This is a genomic window from Pseudomonas sp. NPDC089554, from assembly GCF_050280645.1.
Classification (GTDB): Bacteria; Pseudomonadota; Gammaproteobacteria; order Pseudomonadales; family Pseudomonadaceae; genus Aquipseudomonas.
In genome coordinates this window covers 1-17,479 of the sequence record NZ_JBNNVR010000107.1, presented here as the reverse complement: position 1 = coordinate 17,479, position 17,479 = coordinate 1, and the positions used below count along the sequence as shown (strand labels likewise).

The following is a 17,479-nucleotide window of genomic DNA, read 5'->3' as shown; positions in this document are numbered from 1 at the left end:
GGCGTCGAGATCTACGGCGTGTCCACCGACACCCACTTCACCCACAAAGCCTGGCACGACACCTGGCTGATCGGCTACTTCGCCGATAACGAACTGGCCTGGGCGGCTCCTGGCGACGACCCCAAGGCGCGCTACGGCCTGGCCTATGGCACCTTGCGCCTGACCACCGATGTTCCGGCCAAGCGGGCGTTCCTCAAGCAGTTGCGCGACAAGTACCGCAACCAGGAAGGCCTGTCCAAGGCCTGGGGCATCGACCTGCAAGCCTGGGAGTTGATGGAGGATCCCGGCTTCGAGGCTCCGCTGCCCAACCCCGAGCACCCGGAAATCGAACGTGACTACCAGTATTTCCAGCAAGTGTTCGCCGAGACCTATTTCAAGACCATCGACGATGCGCTCCAGTGGCATGCCCCCAACCACCTGCTGCTGGGCGGCCGCTACGCGGTGAGCACGCCCGAGGCGGTCAAGGCCTGCGCCCGCTTCTGCGATGTGCTGAGCTTCAACTTCTATACCTTGAAGCCCGAAGATGGTTACGACTTTGCCCGCCTGGCCGAGCTGGACAAGCCGGTGCTGGTGTCGGAGTTCCAGTTCGGCTCGCGCGACCGTGGCCCATTCTGGCCGGGGCCGCTGGAAGTGGCGCGGGAAGAAGACCGGGGGCCGGCGTATGGCAACTTCCTCAAGGCGGCCATTGCCCAGCCGATGATTGTCGGCGCCCACTGGTTCCAATACCTCGATCAACCCGCCAGCGGACGTTTGCTCGATGGCGAGAACGGGCATCTGGGGCTGGTCGCCATTACCGACGTTGCCTACCCAGGTTTTGTCGATGCGGTGCGCAAGAGCAACCAGCAGGCGCTGGAGCAACTGCGCAAGGGGTTGGATAAGCCCGCCCCGTGAAATATGGCTGGACGGTGCTGCCTGTGCGGAACCTTTTTCCTGCGACCACCCAGCCTTATTCGGTTTGCAAAACCGCCAACTACTGAAACAATGCACGACTTTGTAAGCTAGGTCGTACGGGGAGTAGGCGGGTGCAGATCCAGGGTCACTATGAGCTGAAGTTCGAGACGGTGCGCGACGCCTTCGCCGCGTTGTTCGAAGATACCCAGGAGCGTGGCGCTGCGCTGTGCATCCAAATCGGCGGTGAGACCGTCATCGACCTGTGGGCCGGCAGCGCCGACAAGGACGGCCAGCAGGCCTGGCACAGTGATACCATCGCCAACCTGTTCTCGTGCACCAAGACCTTCGCCGCCGTCACCGCCCTGCAACTTGTCGACGAAGGCAAGCTGGCACTGGATGTCCCGGTAGCCCGCTACTGGCCAGAGTTCGCCCAGGCGGGCAAGGAACAGATCACCCTGCGCCAACTGCTCAGCCACCGCGCAGGGCTGCCGGCAATTCGCGAACTGCTGCCGGCAGAGGCGCTGTATGACTGGCAGGCCATGGTTGATGCCCTGGCCGCTGAAACCCCATGGTGGACGCCTGGTACCGAACACGGTTATGCCGCCATCACTTATGGCTGGCTGATCGGTGAGTTGATCCGCCGCGTAGATGGCCGGGGCCCTGGCGAGTCGATCATCGCGCGTACAGCCAAACCCCTGGGCCTGGATTTCCACATTGGCCTGGCCGACGAGGAGTTCCACCGCGTGGCGCATATCGCTCGCGGCAAAGGCAATGCAGGCGATGCCGCAGCCCAGCGTCTGCTGCAAGTGACCATGCGCGAACCCCAGGCCTTGTCTACCCGCGCCTTCACCAACCCGCCGGCGATTCTCACCAGCACCAACAAGCCCGAGTGGCGGCGCATGCAGCAACCGGCGGCCAACGGCCACGGCAATGCACGCAGCTTGGCCGGTTTCTACGCGGGCCTGCTGGACGGCAGTTTGCTGGAGTCGGAATTGCTCGATGAATTGACCCGCGAGCACAGCCTCGGCGAGGACCGCACCCTGCTGACCCAGACCCGCTTCGGCCTGGGCTGTATGCTCGACCAGCCGCAAGTCGCCAACGCCACCTTCGGGCTGGGCGCCAGGGCATTCGGGCATCCGGGGGCGGGCGGTTCGGTCGGTTTTGCCGACCCTGAACACGATGTGGCCTTCGGCTTCGTCACCAATACCTTGGGGCCCTACGTCCTGATGGACCCCCGTGCGCAAAAGCTGGTGCGGGTACTTGGCACCTGCCTTTGATCGGGTAATGCGGGTATTGCCCGAGCCCTTTGACTATCCTCAATGCCAACGCCTGGCGTGTATGGGCAAAATTTCCTTTTAATTCATGGTGTATCGCTGATGTCTTCACAAAAAACCTTAGCACTCGCGCTGTGCCTGGCCATGACAGGCTGCGCCAGCCATTCCCAGGATGCTTCGAAGGAGGCCAGCCGCAGCTGGTGGCCCTTTGGCTCGGACAAGGTGGCCGAGCAGGAAGTGAAGGAAGCCGTGACCGAGAAGGTGGCCCAGGCTGATGCCAAGTCCGAGAGCGGCAGCCGCTGGTGGTGGCCGTTCGGCGAGACGGAGAAAAAGGCTGAGGCGCCTGTTGTGCCGAAAATCGACCAGAAAGCTACCCAGGCCTGGCTGGACCAGTACGAGCCGAAGCTGCGTGAGGCCATCAAGGACAGCAAGTTCGAACTCGAGCGCCGTGACAACGTGCTGGCCGTCACCATTCCGGTTGACGGCGCCTACAACCCGGACCGCCCGAACATGCTGCTGCCGGTGACCTTGGGGCCGATCACCCGTGTCGCCAAGATCGTCGAGGTAGACCCGAAGACCGCCGTATTGGTGCTGGGCCATGCCGACAGCACGGGGGCTGCTGCCGCCAACCAGAAGTTGAGCCTGGAGCGCGCGGCCTTGGTCTCGGCGATTTTCCGCCTCAGCGGCCTGCAGCGTGATCGACTGACCCTCAAGGGCATGGGCTCGGTGATGCCACGCGCCGCCAACGACAGCAACGAAGGCCGTGCCCTGAACCGCCGCGTTGAACTGCTGCTGACCCCGCAGGACACCATGGTCGCGTTGCTGGCCAAGTACCAACAGGCCGCGCCAGCGCCAGCACCGATGGTTGCAGTGCAGGATGCCAAGGCGCCAGCTGCCAAGGCCGATGTCAAACCGACCGCCAAGCCAGCCGCCAAACCGGTTGCGAAGAAGCCAGCCGCCAAGGCACCGGCCAAGGCCGCCACGGCGAAGAAAGCCACCCCAGCCAAGCCGGCGGCCAAGAAACCAGCGGCAGACAAGAAGGTCGCCGCCAATACTCCGGCGAAGGCTAACTGATCCTCAAGGACGCGTTGCGATGACCCAATCCCTGGCCGATATGCGCCGTGACTACACCCGCGATGGCCTGGCCGAAGAGCAGGCGCCCGCCGAGCCCTTCGCGTTGTTCCACCAGTGGTTCGGTGAAGCAGTGAAGACCGAGCAGCCACCGGTCGAGGCCAATGCCCTGACCCTCGCCACCGTCGACGGCGAGGGGCGCCCGCATTGCCGGGTGTTGTTGCTCAAGGGGTTGGATGAGCACGGTTTCACCTTTTTCACCAACTATGAAAGCGCCAAGGGCCAGCAGCTGCTGGCCAACCCGTTCGCGGCCATGACCTTCTTCTGGCCGACGCTGGAGCGCCAGGTGCGTATCGAAGGCCGCGTGGAAAAGGTATCGGCCAAGGAGTCGGACGATTACTACCAGGTGCGTCCACTGGGCAGCCGCCTGGGGGCCTGGGCTTCGCCGCAGAGCCGGGTGATTGCGGACCGCGCGGAGCTGGAAGGGCTGCTCAAGGCGACCGAGGCGCGCTTTAGCGACTCGCAGCCGCATTGCCCTGAGCACTGGGGCGGTTATCGCTTGCTGCCCGAGCGTATCGAGTTCTGGCAGGGGCGCTCCAGCCGCCTGCACGACCGCCTGAACTACCGCCTGGTCGACGGGCAGTGGCTGCGCGAGCGACTGGCACCTTGAGCGCAAAATGCCGTTGCCTTTAGCTGGCAGCGGCATTTCTTCAGGTCAACGACCCAGGCCGGGCTTCTCTGTACCGCGGCTGAATAAAAACAATTTTATAACGCATGTGTCGTGACACTCGCCGTTGCGCGGAGTCTAATGGACACCTGTCTTATGGAGATTCATCCCATGCGTAAATCCGTTTTGCTGGTGGCGAGCTTCACCACCTTTTCGCTGCTGCTCGGCGGTTGTGCCTCCAACCTGACCGGCGACAGCTACTCCCGTGATGAGGCCCGCCGCGTGCAAACCGTGCGCATGGGCACCATCGAATCCTTGCGCCCCGTGAAGATCGAGGGCACCAAGACACCCATCGGTGGTGGCGCTGGCGCTATCGTCGGTGGTGTAGCTGGCAGCGCTGTTGGCGGCGGCCGTGGCAGTATCGTCGCTGCGGTGATCGGTGCCTTGGCGGGTGGCTTTGCGGGTTCGGCGGCCGAAGAAGGCCTGACCCGCACCCAAGGTGTCGAGATCACCGTGCGTGAAGATGACGGCAGCATGCGTGCCTACGTGCAGCAAGTGCAGGAGAACGAAATCTTCCGTGTCGGCGAGCGCGTACGCATCATGACGGTTGATGGCACCAGCCGCGTCACCCATTGATACGGCACAAAAGAAAACCCCGACCGGCAATGCCGCGTCGGGGTTTTTTTCTGCCTGTCGATCAGTGGTTGCCGACTGCTTTTTCCCTGAGCTCGGCCGGTTTTCGGCTGGCCATGGCAGTCACTGCGTAGCCGATCAGTGCGGCGAACAACGAGCCGGTGAGAATGCCCATGCGGTCCATGCCAGCGTAGTCGCTGCTACCGGGTACGAACGCCAGGGAGCCGACGAACAGGCTCATGGTGAAGCCGATACCGCAGAGGATCGCCACCCCCATCACCTGGCCCCAGTTGGCGCCCGCAGGCAGGGCGGCCAGGCGCAACTTGACGGCGATCCAGGTGAGCCCGAACACCCCCACCATCTTGCCCAGCAGCAGGCCGGCCGCGATGCCCAGCGGCACTGGGTGGGTGAAGCTTTCGAAGGTCACGCCCGCCAGCGACACGCCGGCATTGGCGAAGGCGAACAGCGGCAGGATGGCGTAGGCCACCCAAGGGTGCAGCGCATGCTCCAGGGTAAGAAGCGGCGAAGCCTGTTGCTTGGATGGCGTTCGCAAGGGAATGCACAGTGCCAGGGCCACACCAGCCAGGGTTGCATGCACGCCACTCTTGAGTACGCATACCCACAGCACCAAGCCCACCAGCAGGTAGGGCGCAAGCCGCACGACGCCCAGCCGGTTCATCGCCAGCAACGCCACCAGGCACGCGCCCGCCAGCATCAGCGCCAGGCTCGACAGGGTGCCGGAGTAGAACAGCGCAATGATGATGATCGCGCCCAGGTCGTCGATGATTGCCAGGGTCATCAGGAACAGCTTGAGCGACACCGGCACGCGTTTGCCCAGCAGGGCCAGCACGCCCAGGGCGAAGGCAATGTCGGTGGCGGTGGGGATGGCCCAGCCCGCCATGCTGGCCGGGTTGTCATGGTTGATGAACCAGTAGATCAGCGCCGGTACCACCATGCCGCCGACTGCGGCGGTCGCGGGCAGGATGATCTGGGAGGGTTTGGACAGGTGGCCGTCGACCACTTCGCGCTTGACCTCCAGGCCGATCAGCAGGAAGAACAGGGCCATCAGCCCGTCGTTGATCCACAGCAGCAAGGGCTTGGCGATTTCCAGGGCGCCGATCTGAACGGCCACAGGAACATTCAGGAAACTGGCATAGAAGTGCGACAAGGGCGAGTTGTTGAGGAACAGGGCGATGACGGCCGCAGCGATCAGCATCAGGCCGCCGGCGGCTTCCATTTGCAGGAAACGATTAATGAGGTTGCGCACGGGCAAGCGTCTCTCCAGTACGGTATTCAAAGGGAAGGGCGTACACCCTAACGTGGCTCGTTATTCTTTAAAACAAAAATTATATTCTTTTTTGTTATAAGAAGCTGTCGATTGGGTCAGTGAATTCTGGGCGGTGTCTATGGTGCTCGGATCGATGATTATTCGAGTGGTAAATGCGGACTTTTCCGATAGTCATAGATTATAAAAAAGATAAGCGCCTGATCGAAAGTATCTTCCATTCGACTTCGTCGATGAAATGCAACTGGAGTTTGTATTGGAATCGTCGCAATGGGGCGTGTCTGCGTCGGACTATTCGCTTTGCTTATTCGGATCACGCTGTATCTATTTTCGGAAAGTTCCTAACGACTTTTATAAAAACATCAATAATTTATTGTTTTTATTAGATAATTATTTTATGGAAACCTAATTGTAATGATCTCCCAACAGGCTCACCTTCCTGCCGAGGGGCCTTTGCCTGCGGTAGTGAATAATTACTTTGGGAGAAGTCGATGAACTTGATTCACCACCTGGGCGGCAGTCGGAGTGGATTTTCCATGGGTGCGCTGGCATTGATGATCAGCGCTCAGTCTGTGGCCGGAACTGTGACCACCGACGGTGCTGATTTGATCATCAAGACCAAGGGAGGTTTCCAAGTTGCGACTACCGACAAGCAGTTCAGCTTCCAGATTGGCGGCCTGCTGCAAGCCGACTACGGGCAGTTCGACGGCGTCTACAGCAAGAATGGCAAGGCGGCGAACGAAGCCTACCTACGCCGCGCACGCTTGGCCCTGGAAGGTAAGGTCTATGGGGATTGGGCCTACGAGTTCTCCATCGATTTCGCCGATGACGGCACGACGTCCTGGAAGGAGGCTTCTGTCAGTTACCTCGCGCTGGACCCTGTGACCGTCAAGGTAGGGCGTTTCGATCCCGATTTCGGGTTGGAGCAAGCCATCAGCTCCAAATGGACCACCGCCATGGAGCGCAGCCTGCTCGGCGACCTGGCGTCGTGGGTGACGGACCATGCCGACGGCATGGGTGTGCAGGTCAGCGGCAGCACCGAGATGTTCTACGGCGCCGCCGGTTTCAACCGCCCCAAAGGCCAGGAAGACAAGAACGGCAAGAACACCAACACTTACAACGTTCGTACGGTATTCGCGCCCTGGGCCGAGCCCGGCAATGTGCTGCATCTTGGGGTCGACTACGCCGTGAGCGATATCGACAAGGTTGCCAGCAACGGCCGTATCCGTTCGCGCCTGGGCGTGCGGGGCACCTCCGAAGACGCGAGCAATGGCAATCGTGTGGACCTCGCGCCGAGCGTTGCCGGTGCGTATGACGGCGATGCGGCCTGGGGGCTGGAAGCGGCTTGGGCGCAGGGCCCCTTGTCGGTGCAGGCCGAGTACTTGCGTCGGGACCTGACGGCGGCTTCGAGCACCGCACGCAACGATCGCAAAGCTACGGGCTACTACGGCCAGGTGGCCTACACCCTGACCGGCGAGCCTCGCGGCTATAAACTCGACGGCGGCAAATTCGACAGGGTGAAGCCTTCCGATAAGCAACTGGGCGCCTGGGAGCTGTTCTATCGTTTCGACCACGCCAAGGTCGAAGAGCAGGGCTACCTGGATAACCGTGCCAGGCTGCATACCTTGGGCGTCAACTGGTATGCGAACGATCTGCTGAAGATCTCGGCCAACTACGTGAAAACCAAGGTCGATGGCATCAGCAACCAGGTCGGTGATGATTCTGGCGATGCAGTGGCGGTGCGCCTGCAGTACGTCTTTTGATATCGAGGACTGTCATGACTCGTTTTTCAAGTGCCCTTCTGGCGCTGCTACTGCTGTGTGGCGTGGCCGAGGCCGATGGCGATCCGGTTCGAGTCGGGCACCTGCTGGAGGTCAGCATCGAGCAATTGCACCCGACCCAGGCGGCCATCGGGTTCGACCAGGTTTACTACAAGTTGGGCCGCTACACGGCCGAGCCGAAAAGAGCCTTCGATGACTACTGCGAAGTCAACGGGCAGGGCGAGGCCCGCTCGGTGGGTAAAGGTGCCGAGCTGAGCAACTCCGCCAGCTTCACTTGCGAGGCGGCGGTAGGTGCTCGCACGGCTGACATGAAGACCGTGGTTGTCGGCCCTGCCGGACGGCTTTATCTCACCGACGGCCACCATGGCTTCAGCACCCTCGGCGAATGGGCGGGCCAGGAGTTGAAGGTCTGGGTGCGGGTAACCGACGATTTCAGCGACAGTGTCGACCTTGGGCAGTTCTGGCAGCGTATGCGAGAGGCGCGCAAGGTGTGGTTGAGGGGCGCCGATGGCGAGCCAGTAGAACCGGAACAGTTGCCGACCCACGTCGGCCTGGGCGACATGGCCGACGACCCGTACCGCTCACTCGTGTATTTCGCCCGCAAGGTCGGTTACGACAAGCCGCGCTCAGGCGGCGTAGCGCCAGAGTTTCTCGAGTTCTACTGGGGCGACTGGTTGCGGGGCGTATTGCCACTCAAAGGTTTCGACCTCGATACCCGCAGCGGTTATCGCCAGGCCGTCGAGGCCGCCGCCAGGCTGATGGTGGCGCTGCCTGCAGAGGAGAACGTGGGTGACAGCGGCTTCAGTGCTCGACAGCTAGGCGGCTATCGCAGCCTCGACCGCAAGGAACTGAACAACGCTGCCAGCCGCAAGCTGGGCTATGCGCTCGAGTACCGCAAGACGCACGGTACCCGGCAATAGCGCCAACCCCACCAAGTGGCCTGGCGCGTGCAGTCAGGCCTCGATTCCCAGGATGTCCCGCGCCACGGCTTCGGCGATGCGAATGCCATCGACGCCCGCCGACAGGATGCCACCGGCATAGCCAGCCCCTTCACCTGCCGGGAACAGCCCCTTCAGGTTGAGGCTCTGGTAGCTCGCATCACGGGTGATGCGCAGCGGCGAGGAGGTGCGCGTCTCGATCCCGGTCAGCACCGCGTCGTGCAGGTTGTAGCCCTTGATCTGGCGGTCGAAGGCCGGCAGCGCCTCGCGGATCGCCTCGATGGCGAAGTCGGGCAAGCTCGGTGCCAGGTCGCCCAGGGTGACACCTGGCTTGTAGGACGGTTCGACACTGCCCAGTGCCGTGGATGGACGCCCTGCGACGAAATCGCCTACCAACTGCGCTGGCGCCTGGTAGTTGCTGCCGCCCATCACATAGGCGTGGGCCTCCAGGCGCTCTTGCAGCTCGATACCGGCCAGCGGGCCGCCCGGGTAGTCACGCTCAGGGTCAATGCCCACGACGATGCCTGAGTTCGCGTTGCGTTCGTTACGCGAATACTGGCTCATGCCATTGGTCACTACCCGGCTAGGCTCGCTGGTGGCAGCGACCACGGTCCCGCCTGGGCACATGCAGAAGCTGTACACCGAGCGGCCGTTCTTGGCGTGGTGCACCAGCTTGTAGTCGGCGGCGCCGAGCTTGGGGTGGCCGGCGTATTTGCCCAGGCGCGCCTTGTCGATCAGCGACTGCGGGTGCTCGATACGGAAACCCACGGAGAACGGCTTGGCCTCCATGAACACGCCCTTGGCGTGCAGCATGCGGAAGGTGTCGCGGGCGCTGTGGCCCAGGGCAAGCACGACATGCCGCGAGTGCAGCTGCTCGCCACTTTGCAGCACCACGCCGGTCAGTTGCTCGCCATTGAGCAGCAGGTCGGTGACCTTCTGTTCGAAGCGCACTTCGCCGCCCAGGGCGATGATTTCCTCGCGCATTTTCTCGACCATGCTGGTCAAGCGGAACGTACCGATATGCGGCTTGTTGATGTAGAGGATTTCCTCCGGCGCACCGGCCTTGACGAACTCTTCCAGTACCTTGCGGCCGTGGTGGTTCGGGTCCTTGATCTGGCTGTAGAGCTTGCCGTCGGAGAACGTACCGGCGCCGCCTTCGCCGAACTGCACGTTGGATTCGGGGTTGAGCACGCTCTTGCGCCACAGGCCCCAGGTATCCTTGGTGCGCTGGCGTACTTCCTTGCCACGCTCGAGCACGATCGGCTTGAAGCCCATCTGCGCCAACAGCAGGCCTGCGAAGATGCCGCAAGGGCCGAAGCCCACCACGATCGGGCGCTCGTCCAGCCCTTCTGGTGCCTGGCCGACGAACTTGTAGCTGACATCCGGGGCGACGCTGATATTGCGGTCGTCTGCGAACCTGCGCAGCAATTCGGCTTCGTTGCTGGCTTCGAGGTCGATGGTGTAGATGAACAGCAGTTCGCTGTTCTTCTTGCGCGCGTCATAGCTGCGCTTGAACAGGGTGAAGCCGAGCAGCTGTTCGTCAAGGATGCCCAGGCGCTGGACGATGGCCTCGCGCAGGGCTTCGTCGGCATGGTCCAGGGGCAGCTTCAGTTCGGTGATTCGTAGCATGGCAGGGTCCAGTATCCCGGCCATGGGCGGCCGGCGGCTTTACACAAACCGCCAAGTATAAGCTGTTCGCCGCCCTGACTGGCAGGTTAAACGTCGCCGGCGATCAATTGTCGCGGGCACCGCCGTAGTAGGCGCAGCCTTGCAGGGTCTGGCCATCGATACGCAGCTCGGCACCCAGGTGACGGAGCGAGCCGCTGCTGCGCTCGACGCAACGCTGCGGGGCCACCCACAACTCGACGCGCTGGCCGTTGGCCTCGCTGGTGAGGCTCAGGCCGCCGCCGGGCATCTGTTCCTCGAGGAAAGGCAGCGGCAACGGCTGCTGCCCTTCGCGGTCGATCACCATGCCCTTGCCACTGGCCTTGAGGTCCCACGCCGGCCCCTGGCCGCTGGCACGCAGGGTTAGCTGTTTGAAGTTGGGGTCTTCGCAGGCTTGGGTCGAAGGCTCTACACGGTACAGTTTTGACACGTCGAGCTGGCCATCGGTGTTGGCTTGCTTGTTGCCGGTCAAGCGCCCGCGCAGGTCGGCGAACAGTCTGTCATTGGCCCCGTCAGCCAGGTTGGCGGCTTCTTGCAGCACGCCTGTGCCAGCAGCATCGCGCACGATGAAATGGCGGCTCTCGCCACAGGGTTTGAACAGCAATTGGCCGCCGGTGGCGCTCAGCTCACCCTGCAGGCGCGTGGTGCCGATATTCGGGTCGCGTGGCGGCTCGCTGAAGGTCTGGCAGCCTGCGAACAGGGGCAGCAGGGAGGCGAGCAGCAGGGAAGGGGTGAGGCGCATCAAGGGGGCTCCGGGGTGCTTGCAGGATGTGCAGGGTACGGTACTCATGCTGCTCAATGGGCACAAGGTGCAGCCCATTTGCGGGCATGAAAAAAGGGCCCGAAGGCCCTTTTCCCTATACCGCTCGATCAACCACCCAGGTACGCGTCGCGCACTTTCGGGTCGGTCAGCAGCGCTTCGCCAGTCCCTTGCATGACCACATGGCCGTTTTCCAGCACGTAGGCACGGTCGGCGATCTTCAGCGCCTGGTTGGCGTTCTGCTCCACCAGGAACACCGTCACGCCGTCACGGCGCAGTTGCTCGATGATGTCGAAGATCTGCTGGATGATGATCGGCGCCAGCCCCAGCGACGGCTCGTCGAGCAGCAGCAGCTTGGGCTTGCTCATCAGCGCACGGCCGATGGCCAGCATCTGCTGCTCGCCGCCGGACATGGTGCCACCACGCTGTACATAACGCTCTTTCAAGCGCGGGAACAGCTCCAGGACCTTGTCCAGTTGCTCCTGGTAGTCACCCTTGTCGGTGAAGAACCCGCCCATGGCCAGGTTCTCCTCGACGGTCAGACGGGCGAACACGCGGCGGCCTTCCGGCACCACCGCGATGCTCTTGCGCATGATGTGCGAGGAAGGCTGGCCGACCAGTTCTTCACCCAGGTACTTGATGCTGCCGCTGTGCGCCTGCGGCGAGCCGCACAGGGTCATCAGCAGGGTGGACTTGCCGGCGCCGTTGGCACCGATCAGGGTGACGATCTCGCCCTGGTTGATTTCCACGTTGACGCTGTGCAGCGCCTGGATCTTGCCGTAGAAGGTGGAAACGTTCTCGAACTTCAGCATTTACGCTTCCCCCAGGTAGGCCTTGATCACATCAGGGTTGTCGCGGATCTCCTCCGGCGTGCCATCGGCCAGGGGGGTGCCCTGGTTGATGACCACGATGTGGTCGGAAATGCTCATGACCAGCTTCATGTCGTGCTCGATCAGCAGCACGGTCACGTTGTGCGATTCACGCAGGTAGCTGATCAGCGCCTTGAGGTCCTCGGTTTCCTTGGGGTTCAGGCCGGCTGCGGGTTCGTCGAGCATGATGATGCGCGGCTGGGTCATCATGCAGCGGGCGATTTCCAGGCGGCGTTGCTGGCCGTAGGCCAGGGTGCCGGCGGTGCGGTTGGCGAATGCGGTCAGTTCGACCTTCTCCAGCCAGTACTGGGCACGCTCCATCGCTTCCTTCTCGCTGCGGCGGAAGGACGGGGTCTTGAACAGGCCCGCGAAGAAGTTGGTGTTCAGGTGGCGGTGCTGGGCAATCAGCAGGTTCTCCAGCGCGGTCATCTCCTTGAACAGGCGCACGTTCTGGAAGGTCCGCACCACGCCCTTGCGGGCGATCTCGTGGCCGGCCAGGCCCTGGATCGGCTGGCCGTCGAGCAGGATGGTACCGCCGCTGGGCTTGTAGAAGCCGGTCAGGCAGTTGAACACCGTGGTCTTGCCGGCGCCGTTAGGGCCGATCAGTGCCACTACCTGTTTTTCCTTGACGGTCAGGCCAACGCCGTTGACCGCCAACAAGCCGCCGAAGCGCATGCTCAGGCCGCTGACTTGCAGAATCTCGCGGCTCATCGACGCAGCTCCATGTGTGGACGTTGCATAGGCAGCAGGCCTTGCGGACGCCAGATCATCATCAACACCATCAGCGCACCGAACATCAGCATCCGGTATTCGCTGAACTCACGCATCAGCTCAGGCAGCAGGATCATCACGATGGCCGCGAGAATCACGCCCAACTGAGAGCCCATGCCGCCAAGCACGACGATGGCGAGGATGATCGCCGACTCGATGAATGTGAACGATTCCGGGGTGACCAGGCCTTGGCGCGCGGCGAAGAAGCTGCCGGCGAAGCCTGCGAAGCTGGCACCCAGGGTGAAGGCCGAAAGCTTGATCACGGTAGGGTTCAGACCCAACGCACGGCAGGCGATCTCGTCTTCACGCAGCGCTTCCCAGGCACGCCCGATCGGCATGCGCAGCAGGCGGTTGATGACGAACAGCGCCGCCAAGGCCAGCAGCAGGGCGACCAGGTAGAGGAAGATGACCTTGTTGATCGAGTTGTATTCCAGCCCGAAGAACTCGTGGAAGGTCTGCATCCCCTCGGCGGCGCGACGTTCGAAGGTCAGGCCAAAGAAGCTTGGCTTCTCGATGTTGCTGATGCCGTTGGGGCCGCCGGTCCACTCCGTGAGGTTACGCAGGAACAGGCGGATGATCTCGCCGAAGCCCAGGGTCACGATGGCCAGGTAGTCACCGCGCAGGCGCAGTACCGGGAAGCCCAGCAGGAAGCCGAAGATGGCCGCCATCAGGCCGGCGATCGGCAGGCAGATCCAGAAGCTCCAGCCCAGGTAGTGCGAGAGCATGGCGTAGCTGTAGGCGCCGACGGCGTAGAAGCCGACATAGCCCAGGTCGAGCAGGCCCGCCAGACCCACCACGATGTTCAGGCCCAGGCCCAGCATCACGTAGATCAGGATCAAGGTCGCGATGTCGACCGCGCCGCGCGAACCGAAGAACGGCCACACCAGGGCGACCACGATCAGGCCGAGGATGACCCAGCGCTGGGTCTTGGGCAGGGTCAGGAAGTTGCTGACGGACTCCGGCACCAGCTTGCGCTCGGAGCGGCTGCCCATTACTGCGCTCCACTGCTTGTCGAACAGCACGCGCAGGAACATCAGCAGCGAGCACACGGCAATGATGCTGATGGTGAAGGTGCCTTGGCTGTGCACGATCAGGCGGATGCCATCGATGCTCAGCTTCAGGCCCAGTACCGGGAAGGCCACGGCCCAGACCAGCAAGGCGCTGAAAAACGCCTGTTTGAGATTTCTGTTCATACTTTTTCAACCTCCGGACGGCCCAGGATGCCGGTCGGCCGGAACAGCAAGACGAGAACCAACAAGCCGAATGCCACCACGTCCTTGTACTGGTCGCCGAAGATGTCGGCGCCGAACGCTTCGGCTACACCCAGCACCAGGCCACCGAGCATGGCGCCCGGGATACTGCCGATGCCACCCAGTACCGCCGCGGTGAAGGCCTTCAGGCCCACCAGGAAACCGGCGTTGGGGTTGATGACCCCGTACTGCATGCTCAGCAGCACGGCCGCCACGGCCGCCAGGGCGGCACCGATGACGAAGGTCAGGGCGATGATGTTGTTGGTGTTGATGCCCAGCAGGTTGGCCATCTTGATGTCCTCGGCACAGGCGCGGCAGGCGCGGCCCAGGCGGGAACGGGAGATGAACAGGGTCAGGCAGGTCATGGCCACCAGGGTGACCACGAACACCAGGATCTGCATGTAGGACACCAGTACTTCCTCCGCGCCACCTGGGCCGAAGGAGAAGGAGCCCGGGATCAGGTTGGGGATGGACTTGTCCTTGGAGTCCTGCGAGAGCAGCACGGTGTTCTGCAGGAAAATCGACATGCCGATGGCGGAAATCAGAGGGATCAGGCGGTTGCTGTTACGCAGTGGCCGGTAGGCGACCCGTTCGATGCTGTAGCCATAGGCACTGGTGACGAAGATCGTCGCGACGAAGGCCACGGTCATCAGGATCGGCAATGAATGGATCCCCATCATGGCCAGCGCAGCAAGGGCGATGAAGGCCACGTAGGAACCGATCATGTACACCTCGCCGTGGGCGAAGTTGATCATGCCGATGATGCCGTACACCATCGTGTAGCCGATGGCGATCAAGGCGTAGGTACTGCCGATGGTCAATCCGTTAACCAGTTGTTGTAGGAAATGGTAGATCTCAGGCATTACAGCGCTCCTAAAAACCTGATTTGCATTTCTCTGGCGGGGGGTGGCCCCGGCCCTTGTTCTCGTGGTCTGCGCCACGTGATCGTTGTTGGGCTCTACCAGGAAACCGCGGGTGACGGTTTTAAGATTTTCAGGTAGACCGGCCCCCGGATCGCGGGAATCAGGTCCATGAACCTCGTAAAACAAAGCCCACTGCTCGCACAGTGGGCTTCTCGGTCAGCTATTAGTCACGCAGTTACTGAGGGGAGACTTCGGTTTTCGGTTTGCCGAAGTGCCATTCGTAGACCACGAATTTGAAGTCTTTCAGGTCGCCTTTCTCATCGAACGACAGGTCGCCGGTCGGGGTCTTGAAGGTACCGGCGTGGATGGCGGCTGCCACTTTGTCGGTGTCTTCGGACTTGGCGGCCTTGATGCCTTCGGCGATCAACTGCACAGCCGAGTAGGCCGGGAACACGAACGGACCGCTCGGGTCTTTGCCGTCAGCCTTGATGGCGTCGACGATGGCCTTGTTCGCAGGGTCTGCGTCGAAGGACTTCGGCAGGGTGACCAGCAGGCCTTCGGAAGCGCCCTGGGCGATCTGCGAGATGGAGTCGTTACCCACGCCTTCCGGGCCCATGAACTTGGCTTTCAGGCCCTTTTCTTGCGACTGGCGCAGGATCAGGCCCAGCTCTGGGTGGTAGCCGCCGTAGTAGACGAAGTCGACGTTGTTCTGCTTGAGCTTCTGGATGACCGAGGAGAAGTCCTTGTCACCGGCGTTCAGGCCTTCGAACACGGCAACCTTGGTGCCTTTGGCTTCCAGGGTTTGCTTGACCGCGGTGGCGATGCCTTCACCGTACTGCTGCTTGTCGTGCAGTACCGCGACGACCTTCGGCTTGACGTGGTCGGCGATGTAGTTGCCGGCGGCAGGGCCCTGGGCGCTGTCCAGGCCGATGGTGCGGAAGATCAGCTTGTAGCCACGCGCGGTGATTTCCGGGCTGGTGGCTGCGGGGGTGATCATGATCACGCCTTCGTCTTCGTAGATGTCGGACGCAGGCTGGGTGGAGCTGGAGCACAGGTGGCCGATGACGAACTTGACGCCGTCGTTGACCACTTTGTTGGCGACCGCCACGGCCTGTTTAGGGTCGCAGGCGTCGTCGTATTCCTTGACCTCGAGCTGCTTGCCATCGATGCCGCCCTTGGCATTGATGTCTTTGATGGCCTGTTTAGCGCCAACGAACTGCATGTCGCCGTACTGGGTGACCGGACCGGTCTTAGGGCCAGCGATACCGATCTTGATGGTATCGGCGGCAAACGAATGGCTGGCTACCCCGGCCAGGACCATCGCGGCGAACAGCTTGGAAATCTTGATCATAGTGCTCCACTCATTCTGTTGTAATTCTTATAGTCCTGGTGTCAGGGCTACAGACCGGGCGGATCCCCCGACATGGCCACGCCTTGTCGCAAAGCCCACCATCCCCCGGAACTTGTCCCGGAACTGTACCGGCACAGTTTAGAGCGCTGCCCGAGCGCTTGAAAAGCGTGGGAAAAGCGCCTTATTCCGTGGTTGTCGCATGATCGACATAAAGATACAGAAAAGCGCCATTGCTTTGCCGCCATCCCTGGTCCGACCCCACTAGCTCGGGACCGATCGACCAAATTACATATTTGAAACCAGGTTTTTCTGCAAAAATAACGGCCTTTTAACGGCCGTTTTTTGTCGCAGGAAAACCCATGACTGATCGAACAAGCACCCTCTATGCCAAATTGCTCGGCGAGACCGCCACTATCGAGTGGAAAGCGCTGGAGCGTTTCTGGGCCAAGGGTGACCTGATTTGGGTCGCGCCGAGCCTTGACCTGGTCGAAGTCGCCGAGGCGATGGCCGAGAATCGCAGCGACATCTTCGCCAAGTGGCGCAGTGATGGCACTGTTGCGCCGCTCAGCGCAGAGCAGGCGTTAGACCTGCAAACGCGTGACCCGCAGATCTGGGCGGTGGTGGTTTCACCCTTCGTGATCATGCAAGAAAAGAAGGTGGACTGATTTGGTGCGCGAAAATACACAGGTGCACGGATGTGGTGCGCAATGTCGCGCAGTGTGAGGGTGGCTGTTGGTAACACCCACCCTTTTGGTACGAACGTGCGGTAACAGTTTACGTAAGCGTAACGGGGTCGCCAGGCGACCCCGCTGGCCTCAGTAATCCACTCGCCCAGTGTGCTGGTTCAGGGAAATCACCCGGGTCTTGCCGATACGGTGGCGGAAGATCTCGCGCAGGTACTTCACCGCCTTCTTCACACATTCGCGCGACAGGCGAATGTCATTGATCGACACGAAGCGGCTCTTGTCGTTGATCAACTCGCGGTACTTCTTCTCGTACATCGGCTTGATCGCGTACCAGTTGGTGTCGAGGATCTTCGCCGGGTTCTCGAACTCGTTGAGCAACTCGTCGATACGCCCTTCATCGAAGTGCTCGCTGGTGATGAACTCGAGGATGGCGTTGTCCAGGGTGTCGTCGAAGCGGTAGGGCGAGCGGGCGAAGCAGCGCTTGATGAAGGCCACGATCAGCGTCAGGAAATCGTCCGACAGGCACGGGCTCTTGGCGATCAGGGTGGTCAGCGACAGGTTGGCCGAGGCGCCGATCACCAGGGCGTAGCGCTTGAGCGTGGTGTTGGGGAACAGGCTGTTGAGGTGGGGGCCCTCGGCCCCGAGGTCGAGATCATCACCGACGAGCAGATGCGCATGTCGGTAGCACTGGTGCAGGGCGCCCGCGTACCCATCACCGAATCAG

The 17,479-nt window shown here is 61.9% G+C and carries 16 protein-coding genes and 2 pseudogenes; 9 read left to right on the top strand and 9 right to left on the bottom strand.

The window, feature by feature from the left end:
- The 5 genes from ACQKPE_RS22950 to ACQKPE_RS22930 all read left to right on the top strand — a co-directional run.
- Positions 1 to 891, top strand: an 891-nt coding sequence (locus tag ACQKPE_RS22950; protein ID WP_427668986.1) for a beta-galactosidase, incomplete at its 5' end; no start/stop codon positions are given.
- A gap of 131 nt (positions 892 to 1,022) precedes the next feature.
- Positions 1,023 to 2,168, top strand: coding sequence for a serine hydrolase domain-containing protein (locus tag ACQKPE_RS22945; RefSeq protein WP_427668985.1), 1,146 nt, complete (start codon positions 1,023 to 1,025; stop codon positions 2,166 to 2,168).
- A gap of 99 nt (positions 2,169 to 2,267) precedes the next feature.
- On the top strand, positions 2,268 to 3,239 hold the full coding sequence (locus ACQKPE_RS22940) for an OmpA family protein (RefSeq protein WP_427668984.1): 972 nt from the start codon (positions 2,268 to 2,270) through the stop codon (positions 3,237 to 3,239).
- 19 nt (positions 3,240 to 3,258) lie between these two features.
- Complete coding sequence (gene pdxH / locus ACQKPE_RS22935; protein WP_427668983.1) at positions 3,259 to 3,906, top strand: pyridoxamine 5'-phosphate oxidase; 648 nt, start codon at positions 3,259 to 3,261, stop codon at positions 3,904 to 3,906.
- Positions 3,907 to 4,074: 168 nt separating this feature from the next.
- A complete protein-coding gene (locus ACQKPE_RS22930) occupies positions 4,075 to 4,539 on the top strand; it encodes a glycine zipper 2TM domain-containing protein (RefSeq protein WP_375101390.1) in 465 nt (154 codons plus the stop codon).
- Between the two features lie 61 nt (positions 4,540 to 4,600).
- Here ACQKPE_RS22930 and nhaA read toward each other — a convergent pair whose 3' ends face one another.
- Positions 4,601 to 5,803 (bottom strand): Na+/H+ antiporter NhaA, encoded by a 1,203-nt coding sequence (gene nhaA, locus ACQKPE_RS22925; RefSeq protein WP_427668982.1) that lies wholly within the window; start codon positions 5,801 to 5,803, stop codon positions 4,601 to 4,603.
- Positions 5,804 to 6,312: 509 nt separating this feature from the next.
- Between nhaA and ACQKPE_RS22920 the strand changes: the two genes are divergently transcribed.
- Together ACQKPE_RS22920 and ACQKPE_RS22915 are read left to right on the top strand one after the other, a co-directional pair.
- The gene (locus tag ACQKPE_RS22920) at positions 6,313 to 7,584 is read left to right on the top strand and encodes an OprO/OprP family phosphate-selective porin (protein ID WP_427668981.1); all 1,272 of its coding nucleotides are present in this window, start codon (positions 6,313 to 6,315) and stop codon (positions 7,582 to 7,584) included.
- Between the two features lie 14 nt (positions 7,585 to 7,598).
- On the top strand, positions 7,599 to 8,522 hold the full coding sequence (locus ACQKPE_RS22915) for a ParB/Srx family N-terminal domain-containing protein (protein ID WP_427668980.1): 924 nt from the start codon (positions 7,599 to 7,601) through the stop codon (positions 8,520 to 8,522).
- Positions 8,523 to 8,555: 33 nt separating this feature from the next.
- On the opposite strand, the gene ACQKPE_RS22910 is transcribed toward ACQKPE_RS22915, so the two are convergent.
- From ACQKPE_RS22910 to ACQKPE_RS22880, 7 genes are all read right to left on the bottom strand, one after another.
- Positions 8,556 to 10,169, bottom strand: a complete 1,614-nt coding sequence (locus tag ACQKPE_RS22910) for an NAD(P)/FAD-dependent oxidoreductase (protein ID WP_427668979.1) — start codon at positions 10,167 to 10,169, stop codon at positions 8,556 to 8,558.
- A gap of 103 nt (positions 10,170 to 10,272) precedes the next feature.
- Entirely contained in the window at positions 10,273 to 10,947 is a 675-nt protein-coding gene (locus tag ACQKPE_RS22905) for a COG3650 family protein (protein ID WP_427668978.1), read from the bottom strand.
- A gap of 128 nt (positions 10,948 to 11,075) precedes the next feature.
- Entirely contained in the window at positions 11,076 to 11,777 is a 702-nt protein-coding gene (locus tag ACQKPE_RS22900) for an ABC transporter ATP-binding protein (protein WP_427668977.1), read from the bottom strand.
- On the bottom strand, positions 11,778 to 12,545 hold the full coding sequence (gene livG, locus ACQKPE_RS22895; RefSeq protein WP_427668976.1) for a high-affinity branched-chain amino acid ABC transporter ATP-binding protein LivG: 768 nt from the start codon (positions 12,543 to 12,545) through the stop codon (positions 11,778 to 11,780).
- Positions 12,542 to 13,798 (bottom strand): high-affinity branched-chain amino acid ABC transporter permease LivM, encoded by a 1,257-nt coding sequence (locus ACQKPE_RS22890; RefSeq protein WP_427668975.1) that lies wholly within the window; start codon positions 13,796 to 13,798, stop codon positions 12,542 to 12,544. The genes livG and ACQKPE_RS22890 overlap by 4 nt, the downstream gene beginning before the upstream one ends.
- The gene (livH, locus tag ACQKPE_RS22885) at positions 13,795 to 14,718 is read right to left on the bottom strand and encodes a high-affinity branched-chain amino acid ABC transporter permease LivH (protein WP_375101383.1); all 924 of its coding nucleotides are present in this window, start codon (positions 14,716 to 14,718) and stop codon (positions 13,795 to 13,797) included. Before livH ends, ACQKPE_RS22890 begins: the two co-directional genes overlap by 4 nt.
- A gap of 235 nt (positions 14,719 to 14,953) precedes the next feature.
- Complete coding sequence (locus ACQKPE_RS22880; protein ID WP_427668974.1) at positions 14,954 to 16,069, bottom strand: branched-chain amino acid ABC transporter substrate-binding protein; 1,116 nt, start codon at positions 16,067 to 16,069, stop codon at positions 14,954 to 14,956.
- A gap of 359 nt (positions 16,070 to 16,428) precedes the next feature.
- Here ACQKPE_RS22880 and ACQKPE_RS22875 point away from each other — a divergent pair, with 359 nt between their 5' ends.
- Complete coding sequence (locus ACQKPE_RS22875; protein ID WP_427668973.1) at positions 16,429 to 16,734, top strand: DUF2288 domain-containing protein; 306 nt, start codon at positions 16,429 to 16,431, stop codon at positions 16,732 to 16,734.
- Positions 16,735 to 16,884: 150 nt separating this feature from the next.
- Here ACQKPE_RS22875 and ACQKPE_RS22870 read toward each other — a convergent pair.
- Positions 16,885 to 17,385 (bottom strand): annotated as a pseudogene (locus ACQKPE_RS22870) (hypothetical protein); the annotation flags it as partial.
- A 6-nt stretch (positions 17,386 to 17,391) separates the two neighbouring features.
- Between ACQKPE_RS22870 and ACQKPE_RS22865 the strand changes: the two are divergent.
- Positions 17,392 to 17,479, top strand: a pseudogene (locus ACQKPE_RS22865) (DUF3203 family protein); the annotation flags it as partial.

Coding starts and splice junctions, on each gene's coding strand:
- ACQKPE_RS22940 (WP_427668984.1), top strand. CDS start 2,268: ATGTCTTCACAAAAAACCTTAGCACTCGCGCTGTGCCTGGCCATGACA.
- pdxH (WP_427668983.1), top strand. CDS start 3,259: ATGACCCAATCCCTGGCCGATATGCGCCGTGACTACACCCGCGATGGC.
- ACQKPE_RS22930 (WP_375101390.1), top strand. CDS start 4,075: ATGCGTAAATCCGTTTTGCTGGTGGCGAGCTTCACCACCTTTTCGCTG.
- ACQKPE_RS22920 (WP_427668981.1), top strand. CDS start 6,313: ATGAACTTGATTCACCACCTGGGCGGCAGTCGGAGTGGATTTTCCATG.
- ACQKPE_RS22915 (WP_427668980.1), top strand. CDS start 7,599: ATGACTCGTTTTTCAAGTGCCCTTCTGGCGCTGCTACTGCTGTGTGGC.
- ACQKPE_RS22910 (WP_427668979.1), bottom strand. CDS start 10,169: ATGCTACGAATCACCGAACTGAAGCTGCCCCTGGACCATGCCGACGAA.
- ACQKPE_RS22905 (WP_427668978.1), bottom strand. CDS start 10,947: ATGCGCCTCACCCCTTCCCTGCTGCTCGCCTCCCTGCTGCCCCTGTTC.
- ACQKPE_RS22900 (WP_427668977.1), bottom strand. CDS start 11,777: ATGCTGAAGTTCGAGAACGTTTCCACCTTCTACGGCAAGATCCAGGCG.
- livG (WP_427668976.1), bottom strand. CDS start 12,545: ATGAGCCGCGAGATTCTGCAAGTCAGCGGCCTGAGCATGCGCTTCGGC.
- ACQKPE_RS22890 (WP_427668975.1), bottom strand. CDS start 13,798: ATGAACAGAAATCTCAAACAGGCGTTTTTCAGCGCCTTGCTGGTCTGG.
- livH (WP_375101383.1), bottom strand. CDS start 14,718: ATGCCTGAGATCTACCATTTCCTACAACAACTGGTTAACGGATTGACC.
- ACQKPE_RS22880 (WP_427668974.1), bottom strand. CDS start 16,069: ATGATCAAGATTTCCAAGCTGTTCGCCGCGATGGTCCTGGCCGGGGTA.
- ACQKPE_RS22875 (WP_427668973.1), top strand. CDS start 16,429: ATGACTGATCGAACAAGCACCCTCTATGCCAAATTGCTCGGCGAGACC.